Source organism: Rhodoferax sp. BAB1, from assembly GCF_013334205.1.
Taxonomy (GTDB): Bacteria; Pseudomonadota; Gammaproteobacteria; order Burkholderiales; family Burkholderiaceae_C; genus Hylemonella.
Genome location: NZ_CP054424.1, coordinates 71,580 through 94,443, shown reverse-complemented (window position 1 = coordinate 94,443; position 22,864 = coordinate 71,580). Strand labels below are relative to the sequence as shown.

General features: G+C 66.3%; 22 protein-coding genes and 1 riboswitch. Of the genes, 8 read left to right on the top strand and 14 right to left on the bottom strand.

Going from position 1 to position 22,864, the window contains the following annotated elements; genetic code table 11:
- Position 1: 1 nt before the first annotated feature.
- Positions 2-715 carry a DsbC family protein gene (locus tag HTY51_RS00420; protein WP_174254104.1) on the top strand — a complete coding sequence of 238 codons (714 nt, stop codon included), beginning with the start codon at positions 2-4 and terminating at the stop codon, positions 713-715.
- Positions 716-736: 21 nt separating this feature from the next.
- The gene (locus HTY51_RS00415; RefSeq protein WP_174250880.1) at positions 737-2,530 is read left to right on the top strand and encodes a M61 family metallopeptidase; all 1,794 of its coding nucleotides are present in this window, start codon (positions 737-739) and stop codon (positions 2,528-2,530) included.
- A 2-nt stretch (positions 2,531-2,532) separates the two neighbouring features.
- Here the strand turns inward: HTY51_RS00415 and HTY51_RS00410 are convergent, their stop codons facing one another.
- Together HTY51_RS00410 and tyrS are read right to left on the bottom strand one after the other, a co-directional pair.
- Positions 2,533-3,012, bottom strand: a complete 480-nt coding sequence (locus tag HTY51_RS00410) for a hypothetical protein (protein WP_174250879.1) — start codon at positions 3,010-3,012, stop codon at positions 2,533-2,535.
- Between the two features lie 122 nt (positions 3,013-3,134).
- Entirely contained in the window at positions 3,135-4,373 is a 1,239-nt protein-coding gene (tyrS, locus tag HTY51_RS00405) for a tyrosine--tRNA ligase (protein WP_174250878.1), read from the bottom strand.
- A gap of 119 nt (positions 4,374-4,492) precedes the next feature.
- On the opposite strand from tyrS, the gene HTY51_RS00400 reads away from it, so the two are divergent.
- Positions 4,493-5,893, top strand: a complete 1,401-nt coding sequence (locus HTY51_RS00400; RefSeq protein WP_254606937.1) for a M23 family metallopeptidase — start codon at positions 4,493-4,495, stop codon at positions 5,891-5,893.
- Between the two features lie 7 nt (positions 5,894-5,900).
- Positions 5,901-7,007, top strand: a complete 1,107-nt coding sequence (locus HTY51_RS00395) for an anhydro-N-acetylmuramic acid kinase (protein ID WP_174250877.1) — start codon at positions 5,901-5,903, stop codon at positions 7,005-7,007.
- A gap of 16 nt (positions 7,008-7,023) precedes the next feature.
- On the opposite strand, the gene erpA is transcribed toward HTY51_RS00395, so the two are convergent.
- The 7 genes from erpA to HTY51_RS00360 form a co-directional block, all read right to left on the bottom strand.
- Positions 7,024-7,389, bottom strand: coding sequence for an iron-sulfur cluster insertion protein ErpA (gene erpA, locus HTY51_RS00390; RefSeq protein WP_057674712.1), 366 nt, complete (start codon positions 7,387-7,389; stop codon positions 7,024-7,026).
- A gap of 63 nt (positions 7,390-7,452) precedes the next feature.
- Positions 7,453-7,848, bottom strand: a complete 396-nt coding sequence (locus tag HTY51_RS00385; protein WP_174250876.1) for a polymer-forming cytoskeletal protein — start codon at positions 7,846-7,848, stop codon at positions 7,453-7,455.
- 24 nt (positions 7,849-7,872) lie between these two features.
- Entirely contained in the window at positions 7,873-8,601 is a 729-nt protein-coding gene (locus HTY51_RS00380; RefSeq protein WP_174250875.1) for a DUF6776 family protein, read from the bottom strand.
- 104 nt (positions 8,602-8,705) lie between these two features.
- Positions 8,706-9,098, bottom strand: coding sequence for a 30S ribosomal protein S9 (gene rpsI, locus HTY51_RS00375; protein WP_174250874.1), 393 nt, complete (start codon positions 9,096-9,098; stop codon positions 8,706-8,708).
- 11 nt (positions 9,099-9,109) lie between these two features.
- Positions 9,110-9,541 carry a 50S ribosomal protein L13 gene (gene rplM / locus HTY51_RS00370; RefSeq protein ID WP_174250873.1) on the bottom strand — a complete coding sequence of 144 codons (432 nt, stop codon included), beginning with the start codon at positions 9,539-9,541 and terminating at the stop codon, positions 9,110-9,112.
- A 244-nt stretch (positions 9,542-9,785) separates the two neighbouring features.
- Complete coding sequence (locus HTY51_RS00365) at positions 9,786-11,291, bottom strand: serine/threonine-protein kinase (protein WP_174250872.1); 1,506 nt, start codon at positions 11,289-11,291, stop codon at positions 9,786-9,788.
- A gap of 95 nt (positions 11,292-11,386) precedes the next feature.
- Complete coding sequence (locus HTY51_RS00360) at positions 11,387-13,078, bottom strand: protein kinase (protein WP_174250871.1); 1,692 nt, start codon at positions 13,076-13,078, stop codon at positions 11,387-11,389.
- A 69-nt stretch (positions 13,079-13,147) separates the two neighbouring features.
- Here HTY51_RS00360 and HTY51_RS00355 point away from each other — a divergent pair, with 69 nt between their 5' ends.
- Together HTY51_RS00355 and HTY51_RS00350 are read left to right on the top strand one after the other, a co-directional pair.
- Entirely contained in the window at positions 13,148-14,038 is an 891-nt protein-coding gene (locus HTY51_RS00355) for a 23S rRNA (adenine(2030)-N(6))-methyltransferase RlmJ (protein ID WP_174250870.1), read from the top strand.
- Between the two features lie 19 nt (positions 14,039-14,057).
- Positions 14,058-14,954, top strand: coding sequence for a DMT family transporter (locus tag HTY51_RS00350; RefSeq protein ID WP_174250869.1), 897 nt, complete (start codon positions 14,058-14,060; stop codon positions 14,952-14,954).
- A gap of 6 nt (positions 14,955-14,960) precedes the next feature.
- Here HTY51_RS00350 and metF read toward each other — a convergent pair whose 3' ends face one another.
- The 4 genes from metF to HTY51_RS00330 all read right to left on the bottom strand — a co-directional run bounded on the left by metF (position 14,961) and on the right by HTY51_RS00330 (position 19,260).
- Positions 14,961-15,797 (bottom strand): methylenetetrahydrofolate reductase [NAD(P)H], encoded by an 837-nt coding sequence (gene metF, locus HTY51_RS00345; protein WP_174250868.1) that lies wholly within the window; start codon positions 15,795-15,797, stop codon positions 14,961-14,963.
- A gap of 10 nt (positions 15,798-15,807) precedes the next feature.
- A complete protein-coding gene (locus HTY51_RS00340) occupies positions 15,808-16,566 on the bottom strand; it encodes a TlyA family RNA methyltransferase (RefSeq protein ID WP_174250867.1) in 759 nt (252 codons plus the stop codon).
- Complete coding sequence (gene ahcY, locus HTY51_RS00335; RefSeq protein WP_174250866.1) at positions 16,566-17,996, bottom strand: adenosylhomocysteinase; 1,431 nt, start codon at positions 17,994-17,996, stop codon at positions 16,566-16,568. Before ahcY ends, HTY51_RS00340 begins: the two co-directional genes overlap by 1 nt.
- Positions 17,997-18,067: 71 nt before the next feature.
- A riboswitch (S-adenosyl-L-homocysteine riboswitch) is annotated at positions 18,068-18,182 on the bottom strand.
- A gap of 43 nt (positions 18,183-18,225) precedes the next feature.
- Positions 18,226-19,260, bottom strand: coding sequence for a nitronate monooxygenase family protein (locus HTY51_RS00330; protein ID WP_174250865.1), 1,035 nt, complete (start codon positions 19,258-19,260; stop codon positions 18,226-18,228).
- Positions 19,261-19,416: 156 nt separating this feature from the next.
- Here HTY51_RS00330 and HTY51_RS00325 point away from each other — a divergent pair, with 156 nt between their 5' ends.
- Positions 19,417-21,048: a peptide chain release factor 3 gene (locus HTY51_RS00325; protein WP_174250864.1), complete on the top strand. Its 1,632-nt coding sequence runs from the start codon at positions 19,417-19,419 to the stop codon at positions 21,046-21,048.
- Here HTY51_RS00325 and HTY51_RS00320 read toward each other — a convergent pair whose 3' ends face one another.
- Positions 21,049-21,939, bottom strand: coding sequence for an alpha/beta hydrolase (locus HTY51_RS00320; protein ID WP_174250863.1), 891 nt, complete (start codon positions 21,937-21,939; stop codon positions 21,049-21,051). It lies immediately after the preceding gene.
- Positions 21,940-21,990: 51 nt separating this feature from the next.
- Between HTY51_RS00320 and HTY51_RS00315 the strand changes: the two genes are divergently transcribed.
- Entirely contained in the window at positions 21,991-22,776 is a 786-nt protein-coding gene (locus HTY51_RS00315) for an HAD family hydrolase (RefSeq protein WP_174250862.1), read from the top strand.
- The last annotated feature ends 88 nt before the right edge of the window (positions 22,777-22,864 follow it).

Sequence of the window (22,864 nt, the reverse complement as noted above, 5' to 3'; positions counted from 1 at the left end):
GATGAATCTGTCCAAACACCTGCTGGCGGGCCTGCTGGCCCTGCTGACCCTCGGCGTCCACGCCCAGGAAGCCACGATCCGCAAGAACCTGGGCGAACGCCTGCCGCAGCTGCCCAAAATTGACGAGGTCAGCAAGACGCCGCTGCCCGGCATCTACGAGATCCGCGTCAACGAGAACGACATCTACTACACCGATGCCGAAGGCAATTACCTGATCCAGGGCAGCCTGATCGACGTTCGCCAGCGCCGTAACCTGACCGAGGAACGTGTCGAGCAGCTGACCGCCATCGAGTTCAAGGACCTGCCCCTGAAGGACGCCTTCACCGTGGTGCGCGGCACCGGCAAACGCAAAGTGGCCGTGTTCGCCGACCCCAACTGCGGTTACTGCAAGCGTTTCGAGCGCGACCTGGCCAAGATCGACAACGTCACGATCCACACCTTCCTCTACCCCATCCTGAGCCCGGATTCGGCCGAGAAATCCAAGAACATCTGGTGCGCCAAGGACAAGAACAAGAGCTGGCAGGACTGGATGTTCAACGACCAGATCCCCACGGTGGCCAGCTGCGACACCACGGCCCTCACCCGCAACCTCACGCTGGGGCGCAAGCACAAGATCACCGGCACACCGACGCTGATCTTTGCCGACGGCTCGCGCGTGCCGGGTGCCCTGAGCACGCAGCAGATCGAAAAACAGCTCGCCAGCGTCACCCGCTGATTCCATCCAACCGACAGCCCCATGCCCCGCACCTCCGGCCGCACGCCCCCTGCCCCCGTGCACTACCAGGTCCAGGCGGCCGACCTGCACGCCCACCTGTACCGCGTCACTCTCACGATCGCCCATCCCCAGGCACAACAGCGCGTCGCATTGCCGGTCTGGATACCGGGCAGCTACCTGGTGCGCGAATTTGCCAAGAACCTGCAGCAACTGAAAGCACGGCAAGGCCGGCGCGCCCTGGCCGCGGTCCAGTTCGACAAATGCAGCTGGCAGATCGACTGCGACCCGCAGCAGCCGCTGGAACTGAGCTACGAGGTCTACGCCTTTGACAATTCGGTGCGTGCGGCCTGGCTCGATGCCACGCGCGGTTTTTTCAACAGCACCAGCCTGTGCCTGCGCGTCGAAGGCCAGGAAGACACGCCCCATGGGCTCAGCCTGCTGGCGGGCGCCGCCCCTGCCAACTGGTCGGTGGCGACTGGCCTGCCAGCCGTCAAGACCGACAAGCGCGGATTGGGCCACTACCGCGCCGCCAACTACGACGAACTGGTCGACTGCCCCTTCGAACTCGGCGCTTTCTGGAGCGGTGACTTCAAAGCCGGCGGCGTGAGCCATCGTTTCGTCTTGGCCGGTGCCCCGCCCAGCTTCGACGGCACGCGCCTGCTGGCCGATACCCAGCGCATCTGCGAGACCGCCATCCGCTTCTGGCACGCGGGTGGCCAGGCCACCGGCCGCAGCGGCAAGCCGCCCTTTGCCAGCTACCTCTTCATGCTCAACGCCACCGACGACGGCTACGGCGGCCTGGAACATCGCAACTCCACCGCGCTGATCTGCGCGCGCCGCGACCTGCCGCGCACCGACAGCAAGCCGGGCGAGGGTTACACCACGCTGCTGGGCCTGATCAGCCACGAGTATTTCCACAGCTGGAACGTCAAGCGCCTGCGTCCGGCCGAGTTTGCCCGCTACGACTATTCTCAAGAGAACTACACCGAGTTGCTCTGGTTCTTCGAAGGTTTCACCAGCTACTACGACGACCTGCTGCTGCGCCGCGCCGGCCTGCTCGACGATGCGGCTTACCTGCGCCTGCTCAACAAGAGCGTCAACCAGCTGCAGCAGACGCCGGGGCGACTGGTCCAGTCGGTGGCGCAGGCCAGCTTCGATGCCTGGGTCAAGTACTACCGCGTTGATGAAAACACACCCAATGCCACGGTGAGCTACTACGGCAAGGGCGCGCTGGTGGCCCTGTGCCTGGACCTGACGCTGCGCACCGGGGGTCAGGGCTCCCTGGACGACGTGATGCGCGCGCTGTGGCAGCGCTGCAAGGCGGGCCCCATGGCCGAGAGCGATCTGCTGGCCGTGCTGCAGGAACTCAGCGGGCGCTCCTGGTCGCGCGAGTTCAGGCAGTGGGTGCACGGCACGGCCGAGCTGCCGCTGCGTGAACTCCTGGAACAGCACGGCGTGGCCATCCACGAAGAGCCGGCCCAGCTGGCGCAGCGTCTGGGCTTGCGTGTCAGCGAGTCGGGGGGAGCGGTCCAGATCAAGACCGTGCTGCGTGGCGGGGCCGCCGAACAGGCGGGTTTTGCGGCCGGTGACGAATGGCTGGGCCTGGAGGTCGGCAGTGGCAGGTCACGCAGCAGTTGGCGGCTGAACAAGCTGGACGATCTGCTGCTGTATGCCGGCGGACAAGGCCGGGTCCAGGCCCTGGTGGCACGCGACAAGCGCCTGCTGGGCTTGACCCTGAACCTGCCACGCCATGTCAGCACCTGGCGCCTGTCGGTACAGGCCAAGGAGCGGGTCAGCGCCTGGCTGGGTGCCTAGGCTCAGGCCGACGGCATCTGGGCTTCGATCTCCGCGCCGAAGCGATCGGCAGTTGCCTGGCCCTTGACGTCGCGCACCACGGCATAGGCGCGCTTCACGGCTTCGACGAACTGGGGCAGGTCCTTGCTGGCTTCCAGCCTCATGGCCAGTTCATCGGCCAAGGGGCCCAGCTGTTCGATCAGCAGACGGGTCGCCAGGGACTTGAGCTTGCCCAGATCGCCCCCCGCCGGCATCGACGGAGTCGCCGACCCCGGGGCTGCCGCCCCTGTGCTGACCGCTTCGATGAGCCCCTGGTCTTCCAGCGTTTGCAGCAACTGGGCCGACTCGCCCATGCCTGCGGCCAGACGGACCAGTTCTTCAGCGTTCTTCTTGCCGTCGACCAGGATCAGCAGCATGCGCAGCTTGCCGCCCACGCCATGGCCGCGGGTGGCGATGGCTTCTGCCCCCTTGTCGGATTTCCGGTATACAGCTTGCGCTTCCATGCCGCCCAACCTTGCTTTATTTATTTAATCTGCGGATTATTTCACCACAGTCAGCATACCCAGCCCCGTGTTTCCACTAGGGATCCGCTGCATTGCAGCAAGCCGGCAAACCGGGCTCCGGATCACAGCAGCGTGACTTTCTTGAACTTGCGCTTGCCCACCTGCAACACATAGGTGCCGGTACCGAGCTTGAGACCCTTGTCGCTGACGACAGCCGAATCCACGCGCACGCCGCCGCCGTCGATCAGGCGGTTGCCTTCGCCGCTGGACGCCGCCAGGCCGGCCTGCTTGAGCAGCGCGGCGATGCCGATGGCGCCACCGTCCAGCTGCACGGCCTGCTCCTCGATCTCGTCGGGGATGCCGCCCTTGCTGCGGTTGATGAAATCCTGCTCGGCCGCCTCGGCGGCGGCGGCCGAATGAAAGCGCGCCGTGATCTCCTTGGCCAGCATCACCTTGGCATCCTTCGGGTTGCGGCCCTGCACCACGGCCTGCTTCAACTGCTCGATCTCTGCCATGGAGCGGAAGCTCAGCAAGGTGTACCAGCGCCACATCAGCTCGTCGCTGATGGACAGCACCTTGGCAAACATGGTGTTGGCGTCCTCGGCGATGCCGATGTAGTTGTTCTTGGACTTGGACATCTTGTCCACGCCGTCCAGGCCCTCGAGCAGGGGCATGGTCAGGATGCACTGCGGCTCCTGGCCATACTCGGCCTGCAGATGCCGGCCCATCAGCAGGTTGAACTTCTGGTCGGTGCCACCGAGTTCCAGGTCGCTCTTGAGTGCCACCGAGTCGTAACCCTGCATCAGCGGGTAGAGGAACTCGTGCACCGAGATCGGGTTGCCGGCCTTGAAACGGTCGTGAAAATCGTTGCGCTCCATCATGCGCGCCACGGTGTACTTGGCCGCCAGCTGGATCATGCCCATGGAGCCCAGGGGCATGCACCATTCGCTGTTGTAGCGGATCTCGGTTTTAGCCGGGTCCAGCACCAGACTGGCCTGCCTGTAGTAGGTCTCCGCATTGGCCTTGATCTGCTCGGGCGTCAGGGGCGGGCGGGTGCTGTTGCGCCCGGAAGGGTCGCCAATCAGGCTGGTGAAGTCGCCGATCAGGAAGATCACCTGGTGCCCCAGGTCCTGCAACTGGCGCATCTTGTTGAGCACCACGGTGTGGCCGATGTGGATGTCCGGCGCGGTCGGGTCCAGGCCCAGTTTGATGCGCAGCGGGGTGCCCGTGGCCTCGGAGCGCGCCAGCTTCTGCACCCAGTCGGCCTCGGGGATCAGTTCCTCGCAGCCGCGTCGGGTCACGGCCAGCGCCTCGCGCACCCGGTCGGTGAGGGGAAAAGTCGACACAGACGCTTGATTCATAAAGATTTTTCGAATGAGCCCGAACATGGGCCGATATACTTGGAATACCCTTGAGGCCACGATTTTAAGTGGCACCCGTCGGCCGGCCTGAGCGGCTTGCGAAGCCTGGGCCCGCATCCTTGAAATACACCCTGCCACCCGCCCTGTCCGCTGCTCTGGCCACCCTGTCCCGGGCCGCCAGCCAGCACCCGCGCGCGTTCAAGACCACGCTACTCTCCCTGGTCCTGCTGGGCGGCGGCGCCTACGCGCTGGCCGCGGCGGTGGTCACGCTGGCGCCCGACGTGGCGCAACTGCCGGTGCGCGAGGTCAGCGAAACCGTCACCCCCCTGCCTGTGCCGGAGCAGACCGCAGCGCTGGAATCCCACAGCTACCGCCTCTACCGCACCGACCTCTCCCGCGCCAATGACACCCCCGACGCACTGCTGCGCCGCTTGGGCATGGACGATGCGCAGGCGGCCGACTTCATGCGCCGGGACACCCTGACCCACCGCCACCTGCTCGGTCGCACCGGCCGCCACCTGAGCGCCGAGGCCAGCGAGCGCAACACCCTGCTCAAGCTGGTGGCGCGCTGGAGCCCGGACGACGACGGCAGCTTCAAGCGCCTGGTGATCGAGAAATCCGGCACCGGCTTCCAGTCCCGGCTGGAAACGGCACAGCTCACGGCCTCCATCCGCATCGCCGGCGCCACCATCGACAGCTCGTTGTTCGCCTCGGCCGACGAAGCCAACATCCCGGACGCCGTGGCCATCCAGATCGCCGAGATCTTCTCCGGCGACATCGACTTTCATCGCGAACTGCGCAAGGGCGACCGCTATTCGGTCGTCTACGAGGTGCTGGAAGGCGACGGCGAGCCGCTGCGTGCCGGGCGTGTCCTGAGCGCCGAGTTTGTCAACGGCGGCAAAACCTATCAGGCCGTGTGGTTCCAGGAGCCCACCGCCACCCATCCCCTGCCTGTCGAACAAGGCCGCCCCACACGGACCCAGGGCCGCAGCGGCTATTACACGCTCGAAGGCAAAAGCCTCAAGCGCGCCTACCTCGCTTCGCCGCTGGCTTTCTCGCGTGTGACCAGCGGCTTCAAGATGCGCTTCCACCCCATCCTCAAGAAGTGGGCGGCCCACCTGGGCGTGGACTACGCTGCCCCCACCGGCACCCCGGTACGCAGCGTGGGCGACGGTGTGGTCGAGACCGCCGGGGCGCAGGGCGGCTTCGGCAATGTGGTCTTCATCCGCCACCGCAACAACCACGTCACGGTGTATGCCCACCTGAGCCGCATCGCCGTGCGCCGCGGCCAGCGCGTCGAGCAGGGCCAGCATATCGGCTCGGTCGGCGCCACCGGCTGGGCCACCGGCCCGCACCTGCATTACGAATTCCGCATCAACGGCCGGCACCAGAACCCGCTGGCCATTGCACGCAACAGCGAGTCCATTCCCGTCTCGCCCGCCGCCCGCCCGGCTTTCGACCGCCTGGCTGCCGTGGCACGCCAGCAGCTGGCGGCCGCGCAATTGCTGGCGATGCGCTGAACCCGGCATGTCCGAGCGCTACATCGGCCTCATGTCCGGCACCTCGCTGGACGGCGTGGACGGTGTGCTGGCCCTGTGCGATGCCGCCCACACCCGCGTCCTGCAGCACGCCTATCGCCCCTTCCCCGCCGAACTGGCGGCCGAACTGCTGGCCCTGAACAGCCCGGGTGACAACGAGTTGCATCGTGCAGCCCTGGCCGCCAATGCGCTGAGCCGTCTCTACGCCCAGGTCGTGGATGAGCTGCTGCGCAGCGCCGACCTGCCGGCCAGCGCCATCTCCGCCATCGGCGCCCATGGCCAGACCGTACGGCATCGCCCCGGCGCCTTCGACGGCACCGGCTACACCCTGCAGCTCAACAACCCGGCCCTGCTGGCGGAATTGAGCGGCATCACGGTCGTGGCCGATTTCCGCAGCCGCGACCTGGCCGCCGGCGGCCAGGGGGCCCCGCTGGTGCCGGCGTTTCACCAGGCCCTGTTCGGCCGCCGCGGACAAACTGTCAGCGTGCTCAACATCGGGGGCATCTCCAACCTGTCGGTACTGCAGGATGATCATGTCCTGGGCTTCGATTGCGGCCCCGGCAATGCCCTGCTGGATGCCTGGTGCCGGCAGCACACGGGTCAGCCCTACGATGATCAGGGGCGCTGGTCAGCCAGCGGCCAGGTCCAGGCCGCCTTGCTCGAACGCCTGCTGCAGGAGCCATTTTTCAGCCTGCCGCCACCCAAAAGCACCGGGCGCGACCTGTTCAATCCTGGATGGATGGCCGATCGCATGGCCGGCTTCGGTGAACTGGCGGCAGCGGACGTCCAGGCGACCCTGGTCGAACTGACCGCACTCAGCTGCGCCACCGAACTGCAACGCCATGGTGCGGACAGTTCGCGCCTGATCGTCTGTGGCGGTGGCGCGCTGAACCTGCACCTGATGCGCAGGCTGCAGGCGCTCTTGCCCCAACTGAGCGTGGTGGATTCGGAAGCGGAAGGCCTGCCGCCACTGCAGGTGGAAGCCGCCGCCTTTGCCTGGCTGGCGCGCAAGACGCTGCAGCGGGAAACCGGCAGCCTGCAAAGCGTCACGGGCGCACTAGGCGCCCGTGTGCTGGGTGCGATCTACCCGGCCTGAGCCGGAGAGACCCCACTTAAACGGAGAAGGAGGAACCGCAGCCGCAGGTGGTGCTGGCGTTGGGGTTCTTGATGACGAACTGGGCGCCCTGCAGATCTTCCTTGTAGTCGATCTCGGCACCCAGCAGGTACTGGTAGCTCATGGCGTCGATCAGCAGCGACACGCCATTCTTGGTCATGGTGGTGTCGTCCTCGTTGGCCACTTCGTCGAAGGTGAAGCCATACTGGAAGCCCGAACAACCGCCGCCCTGCACGAAGACGCGCAGCTTGAGGTCGGGGTTGCCTTCCTCGGCGATCAGGTCGGCCACCTTGGCGGCCGCGCTGTCGGTGAACAGGATGGGGGCGGGCATCTCGGTCTGGATGGATTCGGCAACAGCGCTCATGGAAGACTCCAGGGAAAAATAGGCTGGATCAATACTACACCAGCTTGCTCGGGAATTCCGGGCTCAGTTATTTGCCGCCAGCTTCAGTGTGGGCTTTTCCTCCATCATGGCCGGCGTCGGGCGCAGCAGGCCGGCAATGATGGCCCCCTGGTGCATTTCCAGGGAGGTGTAGTAGACATCGCCCTCGATGCGCGCCTTGGGCTGGAGTTCCAGCATACGACGGGCATACACCGGTCCCTTGACCGTGCCGTTGACGATGACATGGTCGGCATGCACCTCGCCTGTGATCGAGGCGGTCTCGGAGATCACCAGGATGCTGTTCTTGTCATCGCTGGACCGCACATCACCGACCACCGAACCATCGACACGCAGTCCATCGGTGAAATGAATGTGCCCTTCGATATGGTTGCCATCGGCAATCAGGCTGCGGATGGCGGGCTGCTTTTTCTTGCTGAACATCTGGTTTTCCCCATCAGACTTGAATTACAACTTGATCGACTGCACGGCCTTGACCAGGGTGCCGTCCATGACCTTGACACTGACCCCCTTGACCAGGGTCTGGGGCGGCAAGTCGAACACCCCCTCGGCGCGTGCGTACTGGCGCAGCTTAATCGTTTGCGGCCCACCGGGCAAGGTTGCCACCCAGGGCCGCCCCGCCTGCAAACCCGTGAAGCTGATCTCCAGCCGGCCCGAGAACTCCGGGGCATTCTTCAAGGGTTGGATCACCAGCACCTGCCACTTGACCTGGCGGCCGTCCTGCACCTCGGCCTGCAGTCCACGGATGGCCAGGGCTTCCGTGCCGACGGTGGGAATGAGTTTTTCGAAGAAACCGAGGTCGTCGCGCAGGCGCTGGTTGTCGACCTCCAGTTGCTTGTTGAGGGTGCTGAGCCGCTCCTGGGCCGCCTTTTCCGCGGTCATCAGCGTGGTCGAGGTGTTGGCCAGGGACAGCGCCTTGTTGCGCTCCTCCTTCATGATCTCCAGCTCCTGCTGCAGATCCGCCACGTCACGCTCAAGCCGGGCAAGGTACTCGATGCGCCCGTCATCGATGCCGGCAATCTCCTTGCCGAACTCGAAGGCCCACAGCCCGAGGGCCGCACAGAAACCGAGCACGACGGCCGCACCGATCCAGCGAAAGGGCCAAGGGAGAGCACTGCGCACGGACATGCGCGGTGCACTGACCGTCAGGCGGCGGAGAAGCAGTCGCAATCGCATAAGCCAATGAGTCTAGCAGCCACAAAGACAAGGGCCGCCAGAATTTCCATCCTGGCGGCCCCGGTTTTGCAACAGTTTGTTGCCCTTGCGGGCAACCGGCAGGCTTAACGCTTGCTGAACTGCTTGCGACGGCGTGCAGAGTGCAGACCGACCTTCTTGCGCTCGACCTCGCGGGCGTCGCGGGTCACGAAGCCGGCTTGCGACAGCACGGGCTTCAGGGAAGCGTCGTAGTCGATCAGCGCGCGCGTGATGCCGTGGCGGGTAGCGCCGGCCTGGCCGGACTCACCGCCGCCGTGCACATTGACCTGCACGTCGAAGGTCTCGCCGTGGTTGGTCAGCAAGAGCGGCTGCTTGGCAATCATGATCGAGGTTTCGCGGCCGAAATATTCCTGGATATCCTTGCCGTTGACCGTGATCTTGCCAGTGCCTTTTTTCAGAAACACGCGGGCGACGCTGGATTTGCGACGGCCGGTGCCATTGTTCCATTCACCAATCATCTCAAGGCTCCTTAGAGTTCCAACACTTGCGGTTGCTGGGCGGTGTGCGGGTGCTCAGCACCACCGTACACCTTGAGCTTCTTGATCATGGCGTAACCGAGCGGGCCCTTGGGCAGCATGCCCTTGACGGCCTTCTCGAGTGCGCGGCCGGGATGCTTGGCCTGCATGTCGCGGAAGTTGGTGGCGTAGATGCCGCCGGGGAAACCGGAGTGGCGGTAATAAACCTTGTCGAGTTCCTTGGTACCGGTCACGCGCAGCTTGGCTGCGTTGATGATGACGATGAAGTCACCGGTATCGACGTGAGGCGTGTAAATGGCCTTGTGTTTGCCGCGCAAACGGAGAGCAACTTCGCTGGCTACTCGTCCGAGGACCTTGTCGGTCGCGTCAATCACAAACCACTCGTGCTTCACGTCAGCGGGTTTCGCGCTGATCGTTTTGGTCATGAGTTTTTCTCTGCAAAAGAGGGTTTGGGCAGCCCTTTTCCACGGTCGGTTTTCCTCTGTCGGGAATCTCTTAGGTGGGATGTAAGCCTTCGCCGCGGGGCCACAAAAGCGCTGCGAAGCCCGCCATTATACGAGTTTTGGCCCGCTGGCGGGCCCGGGCCAGATTGGGCTCAGGGCGATTGGGCCGGCTGATTGACCGAGCGGCGACTTTCGACGCAGACCGGATGGTTGAAGTTCTCTTTCTTCAGGCATTCCCGGAACAGGCACAGGGGCCGGGCAAACAAGTTAGCGTCCACACACAAATTCTTGGGGGCCGGTTTGGCGGAACGCGCCACAGCCCGAGGGGCAGGGGCCGGGGTGGCGGCTGGGGCTGCGGGGGGGAGGATGGGCGCATCTCGCCGGTCTGCGCTGCAGGCGCCTCCCCCTCGGTGGCCACAGGCCAGGGGTCCGTGGGGTCAGATGCCACCGGCTCCGGCACGGACGAACGGGCCACGACAGGCGCCGGCATCGGGGCCGGATCCGGCGCAGCCACCAAGGGTGCGTCAGCGGACAAGCCCCAGTAGATACCCAGGACCGTCAACAGGGCCGCCGCGCCCATCAGGCCCCAAGTCCGCCCACGCCGGCGCCGCTCGGGCGGGCTGACCGCCACCGGCTCGGTCTGCGTCTGCGTCTGCGTCTGCGTCTGCGTCTGCGTCCGCGTCTGCGTCTGCGAGTCTGAGTCCGGGGAGGCCTTGAGATCAGGCAGCAGATCGACCCCCAGCGCGGAACGCCAGTCGAACTTGCCCAGCCCCGCCGGTGCCTGCAAGCCCATCTCCTGCACGAATTCATGCACGCTCTGCGGCCGCCCGGCCGGCTGCAGGGCCAGCGCATGGCTGATGGTCTGCACAAAAGCGGCCGAATACGCCTGTCCGAAGTGCTCCTGCACCGTGTCGGCCACGCTGGCCACGGAAGGCATGCTGTCACGCACCACGCGCGCCGTGGCCGGCAGTGGCGGGTCGTTGCGCAGGCAGCCGTAGACCACCGCCGCCAGGGCGTAGAGATCGGTCCAGGGGCCCTGCTTCAGGTCCTCGGCCTCGGCGTACTGCTCGATCGGCGCGTAGTTGACCTTGAGGATGGCGGTGAGCTTGCGTGACCGGTCGCTGATGGCGCGCCGCGCCGCGCCCAGGTCCAGCAGCACCGGCGGCCCGATGTCCTGCAGGAAGATGTTGTCGGGCGAAACGTCGCGGTGCAGCATGTTCTGCTCGTGCAGCACCTGCAGGGCCTGCAGGATGGACCACAACATGGTGCGCAGCCAGTCTTCGGGCGGCGGCACCGCCATCTGGGTGCGCGCCTGCTTGAGCGTCATGCCGCTGTACAGGGGCATGGCCATATAGGCCGTGTTGTTGGCCTCCCAGAAACGGTAGACCTTGACCAGCGAGGGATGGTCGAACTGCGCCAGCAGGCGCGCTTCAGCAATGAAGGACTGCAGGCCCGCCTGGTAGGTGGACTGGTCGGCCGAGGAGCGGATCGACAGCAGCAGGCCATCCTGGCGCGCCGCCAGCGCCGACGGCATGTACTCCTTGATGGCCACCAGACGATGCAGCGAATGGTCGTAGGCACGGTAGACCAGGCCGAAACCGCCCACCCCCAGCAGGCCCTGCACCTCGAACTCGGCCAGGCGCGTACCGGGTGGCAGCGCGTCCAGATGCACCACCGGCTGCGCCGGTTGCGGCGCAGCCGGTGGAGCGGTATCAAGCGGGATGTCGGCCATAGGAAATGATTCTTGCATGGAATGCCGGCCTCACGGCCAGGGCACGGGCTTGCTGCGGCCGGCACGACAGCAGCGGGCACCCGCGGTCAGGCCCGTCACTGGTTCGGGCCGGCGCCGTCCGGATAACGCTGCCGGTTCTCGATGCATACCGGCAACTGCAGGTTCTCCGCCTTCTGGCATTCGAGATGGATGCACATGGGGCGGGTGAAAAAATTGGCGTCCGTACACAAGGCCTTGTTCGTGATCGGGGCCGTTTCCTGGGCTGCGGGCGTACTTGCTGCCTTGGGCGGCGCTTCCGGCACAGCAGGCCGGGCCGGGGAACGGACGACAGGCGGGGCCTCCCTGGGCACGGCCCTGGCGGCCGGACGCGGCTGGGGCGCCGGTGAGGTCGTGACCGGGCTGACCGGCGCCTTCGGTGCCGGGGTCGCCACCGCTACAGGCGCAGCGGGCGGCTGGGGTGGGGGCGTCGCTTCGCCCGCAGGCCCGGACGATGAGGGCACATCCGCAGGCGCAGGCGGGGCCACCGGCACCGGCGCGGCGGCAGGCTCCGGACGGGCCATCACCAGGCGATCACGCCAGCCCCCCTCACCCGCCAACCAGCCCCAGAGGAGCGCCCCCCCGATCAGCAAAACCAGCCCCAGGCCCATGGGCTTGACCCAGCGCGCAAAACGGCCACGGCGCTCACCCGCCTTCGCGGCCCGTGCCGACGAGGCAGGATCCCGTATCGTCTGCGGCTGGGTATGCCAGAACTGGCGGGAGTTGTATTCCTCTTCGTCGGTGCGCAGGGAGGTTCCGAGCTCCGCGCGCCAGTCGAATTTGCTCAGCCGGGGCGGGGCCTTGAGCTTCATCTCGGTCACAAAGGCCGCCAGGTTCTGCGGCCGATCGGCGGGTTGCACGGCCAGGGCGTGCTGGATGGTCCGCACGAATTCGTCCGAGTAGCTCAGGCCGAAATGTTCCTTCACCGTCGCCACCACGCTGCGCACGGACGGCATGCTGTCACGCACCACGCGCGCCGTGGCTGGCAGCGGCGGGTCGTTGCGCAGGCAGCTGTAGACCACGGCCGCCAGGGCGTAGAGATCGGTCCAGGGGCCCTGCTTCAGGTCCTCGGCCTCGGCGTACTGCTCGATCGGCGCGTAATTGACCTTGAGGATGGCGGTGAGCTTGTGCGACTTGTCGCTGATGGCGCGCCGCGCCGCGCCCAAGTCCAGCAGCACGGGAGGACCCATGTCCTGCAGGAAGATGTTGTCGGGCGAGATATCACGGTGCAGCGCATCGTTGCGGTGCAGCACATGCAAGCCCTGCAGGGCAGACCAGAGCACGGTACGCAGCCACGCTTCAGGCGGTGGCGCCGCCATCTGGGCCCGCGCCTGCTTGAGCGTCATACCGCTGTACAAGGGCATGACCATGTAGGCCGTGTTATTGGCTTCCCAGAAGCGGTAGACCTTGACCAGCGAGGGGTGGTCGAACTGCGCCAGCAGGCGCGCTTCAGCAATGAAGGACTGCAGGCCGGACTGGTAGGTGGACTGGTCGGCCGAGGAACGCACCGAAACCGTGGTGCCGTCCAGCCGGGCGGCCAGCGCCGCCGGCATGTATTCCTTGATGGCCACGGCCCGCTGCAGGGAGGTGTCGTAGGCGCGGTAGACCAGGCCGAAACCGCCCACCCCCAGCAGACCCTGCACCTCGAACTCGGCCAGGCGCGTGCCGGGCGGCAAGGCGTCCACGTGCGACACCGGCTGCGCCGGTTTGGGCGCCGCAGGCTGGGCAGGATCAGGGAGAATATCGGCCATAACGGATGATTCTTGCATGGAACGCAGGCGTCCCGGACACGGCCGCCCCGTCATTAACATCCTCTTACCATGTTCAGCTACCGCCACGCCTTCCATGCCGGCAACCACGCCGATGTGCTCAAGCACACCGTGCTGATTGCCATGCTGCGCCACCTGACGCAAAAAGAGGCCGCCCTGACGGTGCTCGACACCCACGCCGGCGCCGGCCTGTACCGGCTCGACAGCGAGTTTGCCGAGACCAGCGGCGAGGCGGTGGACGGCATCCAGCGCCTGCTTGCCGCCCCCGACAGCGAGCCGCTGGCGCCCGCCCTGCAGGAGTATCTGGATCTGGTCGCCAGCTTCAACAGCAAGGGCAGTTCACGCGTCTACCCTGGCTCGCCCTTCATCATCCAGCGCCTGCTGCGTGAACACGACCTGCTCAAACTCTATGAGCTGCACCCCACCGATGCCAAGACCCTGGACGCCAATGTGGCGCAGCTCCATGCAGGGCGTCAGGTGGTTGTGCTGCGTGAGGACGGCTTTGGCTGCGTGAACAAATTCCTGCCGCCGCCTGCACGCCGCGCGCTGCTGCTTTGCGACCCGAGCTACGAGATCAAGAACGACTATCCGCGCGTGGCGGCCATGGTGGCCGATGCACTCAAGCGTTTTGCCACCGGCACCTATGCCGTGTGGTACCCCATCATCCCGCGACCCGAGGCGCACGACCTGCCGCGCCGGCTCAAGACCCTGGCCACCAAGGCCGGCAAGCCCTGGCTGCACGCCACGCTGACGGTCAAGTCCAGCAAGCTCACCAGCGATGCCACGGGAGAGACCAAACGCCCTGGCCTGCCGGCCAGCGGCATGTTCGTGATCAATCCGCCCCACACCCTCAAGGGCGCACTGCAACCCGCGCTGCCACAACTGGTCAAGCTGCTGGGCCAGGACCGCAACGCCGCTTTCACGCTGGACAGCGGCGGCTGAGTCCGCGCCGGTCCCTCGCATGAGTGCCCTCTCCCGCCGCCGCCTGGCCCTGGCGCTGCTTTTCATCACGCCCGCGCTCTGGGCCGTCAACGCCCTGATCGCACGCCAGGCCACAGGCGTGATCGAACCGCACCTGCTGGCCATGCTGCGCTGGCTGCTGGCCAGCGGGCTCTTTGCCCTGGGCACCCACGCCGAGATCTGGACGCACCGGCGCCAGGTGCTGGCCGACTGGAAACATTACCTCGTGCTCGGCGCCCTCGGCATGTGGATCTGCGGCGCCTGGGTCTATATCGGCGGACAGACCACCAGCGCCGCCAACATCGGCCTGATCTACGCGATCTCTCCCATCCTCATCGTGCTGGCCTCGGCGCTGTGGCTGGGCGAGCGTTTTCAGCCGCGCCAGGCCCTGGGCGTGGGGCTCGCCCTGACGGGTGTCCTGCATGTGGTGTTCAAGGGGCAATGGAGCGCGCTGGCCGAGGTGCAGTTCGTCCCGGGGGACGGCTGGATCCTGGCCGCCACGCTGGCCTGGACAGGCTACGCGTTGCTGCTCAGGAAATGGCCCAGCCCGCTGGGCGCTGCGGCGCAGCTGGCCGTCATCAGCCTGGCCGGCGCACTGGTCAACCTGCCCTTTGCCCTGTGGGAAATCGCGCACAGCCCGCTGCCCGCCTTGTCAGGCACGGGCCTCACGCTGGCCGCCCTCGCCGCAGTCATTCCCGGCTTCGGCGCCTACCTGGCGCACTCGGTCATGCAGCGTGAACTGGGGGCAGCACGCGTGAGTGTGGTGCTCTACCTGGGCCCCATCTACACCGCCGCCATGGCCTGGCTGGTCCTGGGCGAAGGCCTCAGCAGCTTTCACTTCTGGGGGCTGGCGCTGGTGCTGCCGGGCATCTACCTGGTGACGCGGACCAACCGGTAAACGCGCTCAGAGCCCCAGGCGCTTGCAGATCTCCAGCGTGGCCACGCTCTGGTTCATGCTGTAGAAGTGCAGGGCCGGCGCGCCACCGGCGCGCAGCTGTTCGCACAGTTCCGTCACCACGTCCAGGCCGAAGGCCTTGATGGACGCCGTGTCGTCGCCAAAGGCCTGCAGGCGCAGGCGGATCCAGCGCGGGATCTCGGCGCCACAGGCGTCCGAAAAACGCATCAGTTGCGTGGAACTGGTGATGGGCATGATGCCCGGCACCACCGGCACCGTCACACCCAGCGCGTCCGCCTCTTCGACGAAGCGGAAATAGGCGTCGGCGTTGTAGAAATACTGCGTGATGGCCGAATCGGCGCCGGCTTTCACCTTGGTGACGAAGGCCTGCAGGTCGGCCGCCGGCGACTTGGCCTGCGGATGGATTTCCGGATAAGCCGCCACCTCGATGTGGAAGTGGTCGCCGGTCTCGGCGCGGATGAAGGCCACCAGATCGCTGGCGTACTGGAACTCACCGCCGGCACCGTAGCCGCTGGGCAGGTCCCCGCGCAAGGTGACCAGGCGTTTGACGCCCATGGCCTTGAGCGTGGCCAGGTTCTCGCGCATGGTGGCCTGGGTGGCGCCAATGCAGGAGATGTGCGAGGCCGCGTCCATGCCCTCGGCCAGGATCTCGCGCACGGCGGCAAACGTGCCTTCCTGCGTGGAGCCACCGGCACCGTAGGTGACCGAGCAGAACTCGGGCTTCAAGGCCTTGAGCTGCTGGCGCACGACGCGCAGCTTCTCCACGCCCTCGGGCGTCTTGGGCGGAAAGAATTCGATGCTCAGGGGCAGTTGTTGCAGGCTCATGGCGGCCTCTTCACTTGATGGCGTGGATGAAAAATTCGCGGTTGCCGTCGCCGCCCTCGATGGGCGAGTCGAACCAGTCCTGCACCGCCAGGTCCAGGGCCGCGCAGGCATCGCGCAGGCGCTGCTCGACAAAGGCGTAGAGCGAGGCATCGCGCACGATGCCGCCCTTGCCCACCTGGCCCGGCTGCAGTTCGAACTGCGGCTTGACCAGCATCAGCAGGTGGCCGCCGGACTTGAGCAGCGGCACCACGGCCGGCAGCACCAGGGTCTGCGAGATGAAGGACAGGTCCCCCACCAGCAGGTCGAAGCCTGTCTCGAGCACCTCGTCCCCAGCCAGGGCCTCGGCGATCGCCTCGGGGTCACGCGCATTGACCTTCTCGATGCAGAGCACGCGGGGATCGTCGCGCAGGCTGGCGTGCAATTGCGCCTGCCCCACGTCCAGCCCCACCACGCGCTCGGCCCCTGCCTGCAACAGGCAATCGGTGAAGCCGCCGGTGGACTGGCCGACATCCAGGCAGGTGCATCCCTGCACCGACAGGCCGACGCGCTGGAGCGCGGCCTCCAGCTTGAGGCCACCACGCGAAACGTAGCGGGCTTCGGCGTCGTCGAGCAGGCGCAGCTGCGCGTCGTCCGGCACCTCATCGCCGTTCTTGGCGACACGTTTCCACGCCTCGCCCTGCAGCCACTCCACCCCACCCGCGATCAGGCGCTGGGCCTGGGAACGGGTGCTGGCGAGTTGGCGCTGGACCAGCAGTTGATCAATGCGCATCAATAACGATACGTATCCGGCTTGTACGGGCCCTGCTTCGGCACGCCGATGTAGGCCGCCTGCTCGTCGCTCAGCTCGGTCAGCATGGCGCCGACCTTCTTCAGGTGCAGGCGCGCGACCTTCTCGTCCAGGTGCTTGGGCAGCACATAGACCTTGCCCTGTTCGTAGAAATCGCTGTGCGTGAACAGCTCAATCTGGGCAATGGTCTGGTTGGCGAAGGAGGAGCTCATCACGAAGCTCGGGTGACCCGTGCCGCAGCCCAGGTTCACCAGGCGGCCCTTGGCCAGCAGGATGATGCGCTTGCCGTCCGGGAAGATCACGTGGTCCACCTGGGGCTTGATCTCTTCCCACTTGCACTTGGTCTCCAGCGTGGCGACCTGGATCTCGTTGTCGAAGTGACCGATGTTGCAGACGATGGCCTGGTCTTTCATCTTGGCCATGTGCTCATAGGTGATGACGTCCTTGTTGCCGGTCGTCGTCACGAAGATGTCGGCCTTGTCGGCGGCGTACTCCATGGTCACGACCTTGTAGCCTTCCATGGCAGCCTGCAGGGCGTTGATGGGGTCGATCTCGGTCACCCAGACCTGGGCGGAGAGGGCGCGCAGGGCCTGGGCCGAGCCCTTGCCCACGTCGCCGTAGCCGGCCACGCAGGCCACCTTGCCGGCGATCATCACGTCGGTGGCGCGCTTGATGCCGTCCACCAGGGACTCGCGGCAACCATAGAGGTTGTCGAACTTGCTCTTGGTCACCGAGTCGTTGACGTTGATGGCGCGGAACATCAGGGTGCCCTTGGCGGACATTTCCTTGAGGCGGTGCACGCCGGTGGTGGTCTCTTCGGTCACGCCGATGATCTGGGCGCCCTTGCGGCTGTACCAGGTGGGGTCCACGGCCAGCTTGGCCTTGATGGCGGAGAACAGCTCGCGCTCTTCCTCGCTCTTGGGGTTGGCGATCAGCGAGGCATCCTTCTCGGCGTTCTTGCCCAGGTGCATCAGCAGGGTGGCGTCACCGCCATCGTCCAAGATCATGTTCGGGCCTTCGCCGTCCGCGCCCTTGGGGCCGAAGTCGAAGATGCGGTGGGTGTAGTCCCAGTAGTCCTTCAGGGTCTCGCCCTTGTAGGCGAAGACCGGCGTGCCCTTGGCCACCAGGGCGGCGGCGGCGTGGTCCTGCGTGGAGAAGATGTTGCACGAGGCCCAGCGCACTTCGGCGCCCAGGGCTTCCAGCGTTTCCACCAGCACCGCTGTCTGGATGGTCATGTGCAGGGAGCCGGTGATGCGCGCGCCCTTCAGGGGCTGCTTGGCCGCGAACTCTTCGCGGATGGCCATCAGGCCGGGCATCTCGGTCTCGGCGATGCGGATTTCCTTGCGGCCCCAGTCGGCCAGCGTCAGGTCGGCAACAACGTAGTCTTGGGCGGGTTTGAGAACGGCACTCATGGTGTACTCCTGCTAAAGGTTGAACACCACTGGCTGTGCAAGGGGAAGGCAGACTCACCTCACAGCAAACCAGTGGGTGAGCGCAGTTGGAAGGCGGGGCACTGGGTAAGCCCCAGCCCCGGGTTCCGAGCCTCACCCGTCGGCCTGGTGAAACAGGCGGGACGAGCTGCAACGCTCCTCGGAAAGGCGTGATTATACGGAGCCTGAAGCTTTTGCGCTGGTCAAGCGATCAAGGGCTGGCCAGCTCACGCGTCAGCTGCGCCGCCGGCACCGGACGGCAAGCACTGGTGTTTTGCCCAGCCCAGAGGGGCGAGAAATCCCCGTTGCCCGCGGCTTCCGCTTTGGCTCGCAGGGGGGCCACTGCCGCCGTGGCCAGCGGGAAGGCGGGGGCCATGGCATTCATCGGGCCCTGCTCACGCATCAGCCGGGTCAGGATGCCGCGCGCCGGGCGGCCGGTGTAGAGATTGGTCAGGGCCGTATGCGTGGCCGCCGGGCTCTGCAGGGCGGCCCGGTGCACGGCGCTGGTGGTGGCTTCCGGGCACAGCAGGTAGGCCGTGCCCACCTGCACCCCTGCCGCACCCAGGGCCAGGGCAGCCCGCACACCAGCGGCATCGCTGATGCCGCCGGCGGCGACCACCGGCACCCGCACCGCCCGCACGACCTGCGGCAGCAGCGCGAAGGTGCCGACCTGGGTGCTCAGGTCCTCGCTCAGGAACATGCCGCGGTGGCCGCCGGCTTCCAGCCCCTGGGCAATGATCACGTCCACGCCGCGCGCCTCCAGCCAGCGCGCCTCGTCCACCGTGGTCGCCGAGGACAGGATCTTGGCGCCCCAGCTGCGTACGCGCGCCAGCAAGGATTCATCGGGCAGGCCGAAATGGAAACTCAGCACCGGCGGCTTGAATTCGGCCAGCAGTTCAGCCGTAGCGGCATCAAAAGGCAGGCGGCCGGGTCCCGTGGACAGGGTCGCCGGGTCGATGTCGAACTCGCGGTAGTAGTGGGCCAGGTTCTGCCGCCACAGCGCCTCGCGCATCGCATCCGGGGCCGGCGGACGATGGCAGAAGAAGTTGACGTTGTAGGGCCGGTCGGTCTGCGCGCGGATCTTGCCCAGCTCGGCCCGCATCGCGTCCGGCCCGAGCATGGCGCAGGGCAGTGACCCCAGCCCCCCGGCATTCGAGACGGCAACAGCCAGCGCACTGTCCTGCACGCCGGCCATGGGCGCCTGGATGAGGGGCAAGGCCATGCCCAGTGTTTGCTGAAGAACCATGGATGCCTCCTGTCGCTGCGAGCTGCTTCCAGGCGACTGTACAAGACCGGCCGGTTAAAATTGCCACCCTGGCTGCCGCCTGCCCCCGGGCAGAGTCGGCGACCCGCTCCTCCATCCTGGCTGCGCCACGCGCCGCCCCTAGCTTCTGGAACCCCTGTGTCCTACGCCCCCGAAACCCGGCGCCGCCGTACCTTTGCCATCATCTCGCACCCCGACGCCGGTAAAACGACGCTGACCGAGAAGCTGCTGCTGTTCTCGGGCGCGATCCAGATCGCCGGCTCGGTGAAGGCGCGCAAGGCCTCGCGCCATGCCACCTCGGATTGGATGGAAATCGAGAAACAGCGCGGCATCTCGGTGGCCAGCTCGGTGATGCAGATGCAGTACCGCGACCACGTGATCAACCTGCTGGACACGCCCGGCCACAAGGACTTCTCCGAAGACACCTACCGCGTGCTGACCGCTGTGGACTCGGCGCTGATGGTGATCGACGCGGCCAACGGCGTGGAGGCTCAGACCCGCCGCCTGATCGAGGTCTGCCGCCAGCGCGACACGCCCATCATCACCTTCGTCAACAAGATGGACCGCGAGGTGCGCGACCCGCTGGACATCCTGGACGAAGTGGAACGCGAGCTGGGCATGCCCTGCGTGCCCATGACCTGGCCGGTCGGCCAGGGCAAGAGCTTCGGCGGCATCATCAACCTGCGCACCCAGGCCATGACGGTCTTCGAATCGGGCAGCGAACGCCGCCCGCAGGACTTCGACACGGTGCCGCTGAGCGACCGCGACAATCTGATCAAGCGCTTCGGCTCCGAGTTCGAAGCCGCCGAAGAAAGCATGGAACTGGCCACCGGCGCCTCGCCGACGTTTGACCGCGCAGCCTTCCTCGCCGGCAAGCAGACTCCTGTGTTCTTCGGCTCGGGCGTGAACAACTTCGGTGTCATGGAGGTGCTGGACGCGCTGGTGGACCTGGCGCCCTCGCCCGGCCCGCGCACCAGCTCGCTGGTGGTGAACAAGCAGCCGGTCGTGAAAGAGATGCAGCCCGACGACGAGGCCTTCTCCGGCGTGGTGTTCAAGGTGCAGGCGAACATGGACGCCAACCACCGCGACCGTATCGCCTTCGTGCGCGTCTGCTCAGGCAAGTACGCGCCGGGCATGAAGCTCAAGGTGCAGCGCTCGGCCAAGGAGCTGCGCCCCACCAGCGTGGTGACCTTCATGAGCCAGCGCCGCGAGGCGGTGGAAGAGGCCTATGCCGGCGACATCGTGGGCTTCACCACCCACGGCGGCGTGCAGCTGGGTGACACCATCACCGACGGCTCCATCGCCCTGCAGTACACCGGCCTGCCCTTCTTCGCCCCCGAACTCTTCATGACTGTGGTGCTCAAGAACCCGCTGCGCACCAAACAACTGCAGCAGGGCCTGGCCCAGCTCGGCGAGGAAGGCGCCATCCAGGTCTTCCGCCCCGAGATGGGCGGCAACATGCTGCTTGGTGCTGTCGGCCAACTGCAGTTCGAGGTGGTGCAGCACCGCCTGAAGGGCGAGTACGACGCCGACGTGCGGCTGGAAGGCTGCCAGTACACCGGCGCGCGCTGGATCACCGCCGACACACCGGCCGAGCTCAAGGCTTTTGTGGACGCCTATCCCACGCGCATGGCGCGTGATGCGGCGGATACGCTGGCTTATCTGTGCACCTCACCGTATGACGTGCGGCTGGCGCAGGAGCGGTTTCCGAAGATCCATTTCCATCCGCTGCGGGAGCATGCGGGGCTGGCGTTGCAGAGCGCGGGCTGATCAGGGCGCAGCGAACCAATCCGCCACCGCGCGCTGCAAGCGCGCATGGCCTTTCTGCAGGTGCAGCATGTGCCCACCCTCGGGCACCACGGTGTACTGCTTGTCCGGATTCGGCAGCGCCGTGAAAAAGGGCAGCAGTCCGGGCAGATCCGCCACGTCGTCGTACTGGCCGTGAATCATCATCGTCGGGACGGTGATCTTGCTCGCGTCGATCAGCGGCTGGCGCGTGAGCAGGTCCACCTGCGGACCCGTGGGTGATTTGAGCTCGACCAGAGCGGCGGCCTTGGCGAAAGCGTCCATCACCACCGGGTCATTGACCTCCGGGGGCGTGAGGGAGTTGAAGCGCAGCTTCCAGCCTTGTTCCGTGATGCGGATGTACGGTGCGCGCTGGAAGGTCGCCAGCCGTTCGCGGCGCGCCTCCAGGTCCGGGCTCCTGGCATGCATCTGGGCATAGGCTGCGTAACGCTTTACCTTTTCGGGATGCGCCATCACGAACTGGCCGCCGTACTGCGTGCCCCAGGACCAGGCCAGCAAGTGCACTTGCGAGACGCCGCGCAGCTTGAGGATGAAATCGACCACGGCACTCAGATCGCCGGCGGCCTGCTCGGTCGTGATATGCCCCTCGGGTTTGGTGGAGCTGCCGAAGCCCCGCATGTCGGGCGCAAAGACGTCGAAGCCCTGCTTGGCCAGAAAGTCCATCAGGCTGTACTCCGGGTGGCCCGGCACCCTGAGGTCGAAGGTCTCACGGCCCGCCGTGGCCGAGCCGTGGGCCAGCACCAGCACGGGCTTGCCCTGGGGACTGCCCTGGTATTTCTCCCAGAGGAAGAGGCGCACCTCGTCCTGCAACACCCAGTGCTGGGTGCCCTGCACGGGCAGCTCGTTCTCTTTCATAGCGTTTTGGACGTCTCAGTTAAAGTGGCTGCGATTTTGCTTGAACTCCGCATGCACCCCTTATCCGACTGGCCCGCCGAGCAGCGCCGCACCATCCACGGCGTGCTCACCGACATCGACGACACGCTGACCACCGAAGGCGCCATCACCCCTGACGCGCTGCAGGCCCTGCACGCGCTGCGCGCGGCCGGCCTGCACGTGATCCCCGTCACCGGCCGGCCGGTGGGCTGGAGCGTTCCCTTTGCGCAGAGCTGGCCGGTGGACGCCATCGTGGCCGAGAACGGCGCGGTGGCGCTGGTGGACGGCGGCACGCGCAAGATCTACCAGCAAGACGCGGCCACGCGCGCCACGAACTACGCCCGCCTGCAAGAGGTAGCGCAGCAGGTGCTGCGCGAGGTGGCCGGCGCCACGCTGGCACAGGACAGCCCGGGCCGAGAGACCGACATCGCCATCGACCACAGCGAGTTCAGCCACCTGCCGCCGGAGCGCATCGACCAGGTGGTGGCCCTCATGCGCCGCGAGGGCCTGCACGCCACGGTCAGCAGCATCCACATCAACGGCTGGATCGGCGCGCATGACAAGCTGGCCGGCGCACGCTGGATCGTGCGCGAGCTGCTGGGCCGCGATCTCGATGCGGAAATCGAGCACTGGGTCTACGTGGGCGACTCCACCAACGACCAGCTGATGTTCCAGCACTTCCCGCACAGCGTGGGTGTGGCCAACATCCGGCGTTTCGAGGCCCAGCTCAGCCACAAGCCGCGCTACATCACACGCCTGGAGCGGGGCGGCGGTTTTGCCGAAGTCGCGCAGGCCCTGCTGCAGCACCTGCCGCCCTGAAGCGGCGCCGGGCGACGGGCTGGCCGCAGCCGTCAATCTACGTATACTGAGTCGCGGGAACAGGAGGAGCCCCACTTCCTCCCTCACG

Coding starts and splice junctions, on each gene's coding strand:
- HTY51_RS00320 (WP_174250863.1), bottom strand. CDS start 21,939: ATGAAAGAGAACGAGCTGCCCGTGCAGGGCACCCAGCACTGGGTGTTG.
- rplM (WP_174250873.1), bottom strand. CDS start 9,541: ATGACCAAAACGATCAGCGCGAAACCCGCTGACGTGAAGCACGAGTGG.
- HTY51_RS00380 (WP_174250875.1), bottom strand. CDS start 8,601: ATGCGATTGCGACTGCTTCTCCGCCGCCTGACGGTCAGTGCACCGCGC.
- HTY51_RS00420 (WP_174254104.1), top strand. CDS start 2: ATGAATCTGTCCAAACACCTGCTGGCGGGCCTGCTGGCCCTGCTGACC.
- HTY51_RS00340 (WP_174250867.1), bottom strand. CDS start 16,566: ATGCGCATTGATCAACTGCTGGTCCAGCGCCAACTCGCCAGCACCCGT.
- HTY51_RS00410 (WP_174250879.1), bottom strand. CDS start 3,012: ATGGAAGCGCAAGCTGTATACCGGAAATCCGACAAGGGGGCAGAAGCC.
- HTY51_RS00330 (WP_174250865.1), bottom strand. CDS start 19,260: ATGGTTCTTCAGCAAACACTGGGCATGGCCTTGCCCCTCATCCAGGCG.
- HTY51_RS00385 (WP_174250876.1), bottom strand. CDS start 7,848: ATGTTCAGCAAGAAAAAGCAGCCCGCCATCCGCAGCCTGATTGCCGAT.
- HTY51_RS00415 (WP_174250880.1), top strand. CDS start 737: ATGCCCCGCACCTCCGGCCGCACGCCCCCTGCCCCCGTGCACTACCAG.
- ahcY (WP_174250866.1), bottom strand. CDS start 17,996: ATGAGTGCCGTTCTCAAACCCGCCCAAGACTACGTTGTTGCCGACCTG.
- HTY51_RS00395 (WP_174250877.1), top strand. CDS start 5,901: ATGTCCGAGCGCTACATCGGCCTCATGTCCGGCACCTCGCTGGACGGC.
- HTY51_RS00365 (WP_174250872.1), bottom strand. CDS start 11,291: ATGGCCGACATCCCGCTTGATACCGCTCCACCGGCTGCGCCGCAACCG.
- HTY51_RS00315 (WP_174250862.1), top strand. CDS start 21,991: ATGCACCCCTTATCCGACTGGCCCGCCGAGCAGCGCCGCACCATCCAC.
- HTY51_RS00355 (WP_174250870.1), top strand. CDS start 13,148: ATGTTCAGCTACCGCCACGCCTTCCATGCCGGCAACCACGCCGATGTG.
- HTY51_RS00360 (WP_174250871.1), bottom strand. CDS start 13,078: ATGGCCGATATTCTCCCTGATCCTGCCCAGCCTGCGGCGCCCAAACCG.
- HTY51_RS00350 (WP_174250869.1), top strand. CDS start 14,058: ATGAGTGCCCTCTCCCGCCGCCGCCTGGCCCTGGCGCTGCTTTTCATC.
- rpsI (WP_174250874.1), bottom strand. CDS start 9,098: ATGATTGGTGAATGGAACAATGGCACCGGCCGTCGCAAATCCAGCGTC.
- tyrS (WP_174250878.1), bottom strand. CDS start 4,373: ATGAATCAAGCGTCTGTGTCGACTTTTCCCCTCACCGACCGGGTGCGC.
- erpA (WP_057674712.1), bottom strand. CDS start 7,389: ATGAGCGCTGTTGCCGAATCCATCCAGACCGAGATGCCCGCCCCCATC.
- metF (WP_174250868.1), bottom strand. CDS start 15,797: ATGAGCCTGCAACAACTGCCCCTGAGCATCGAATTCTTTCCGCCCAAG.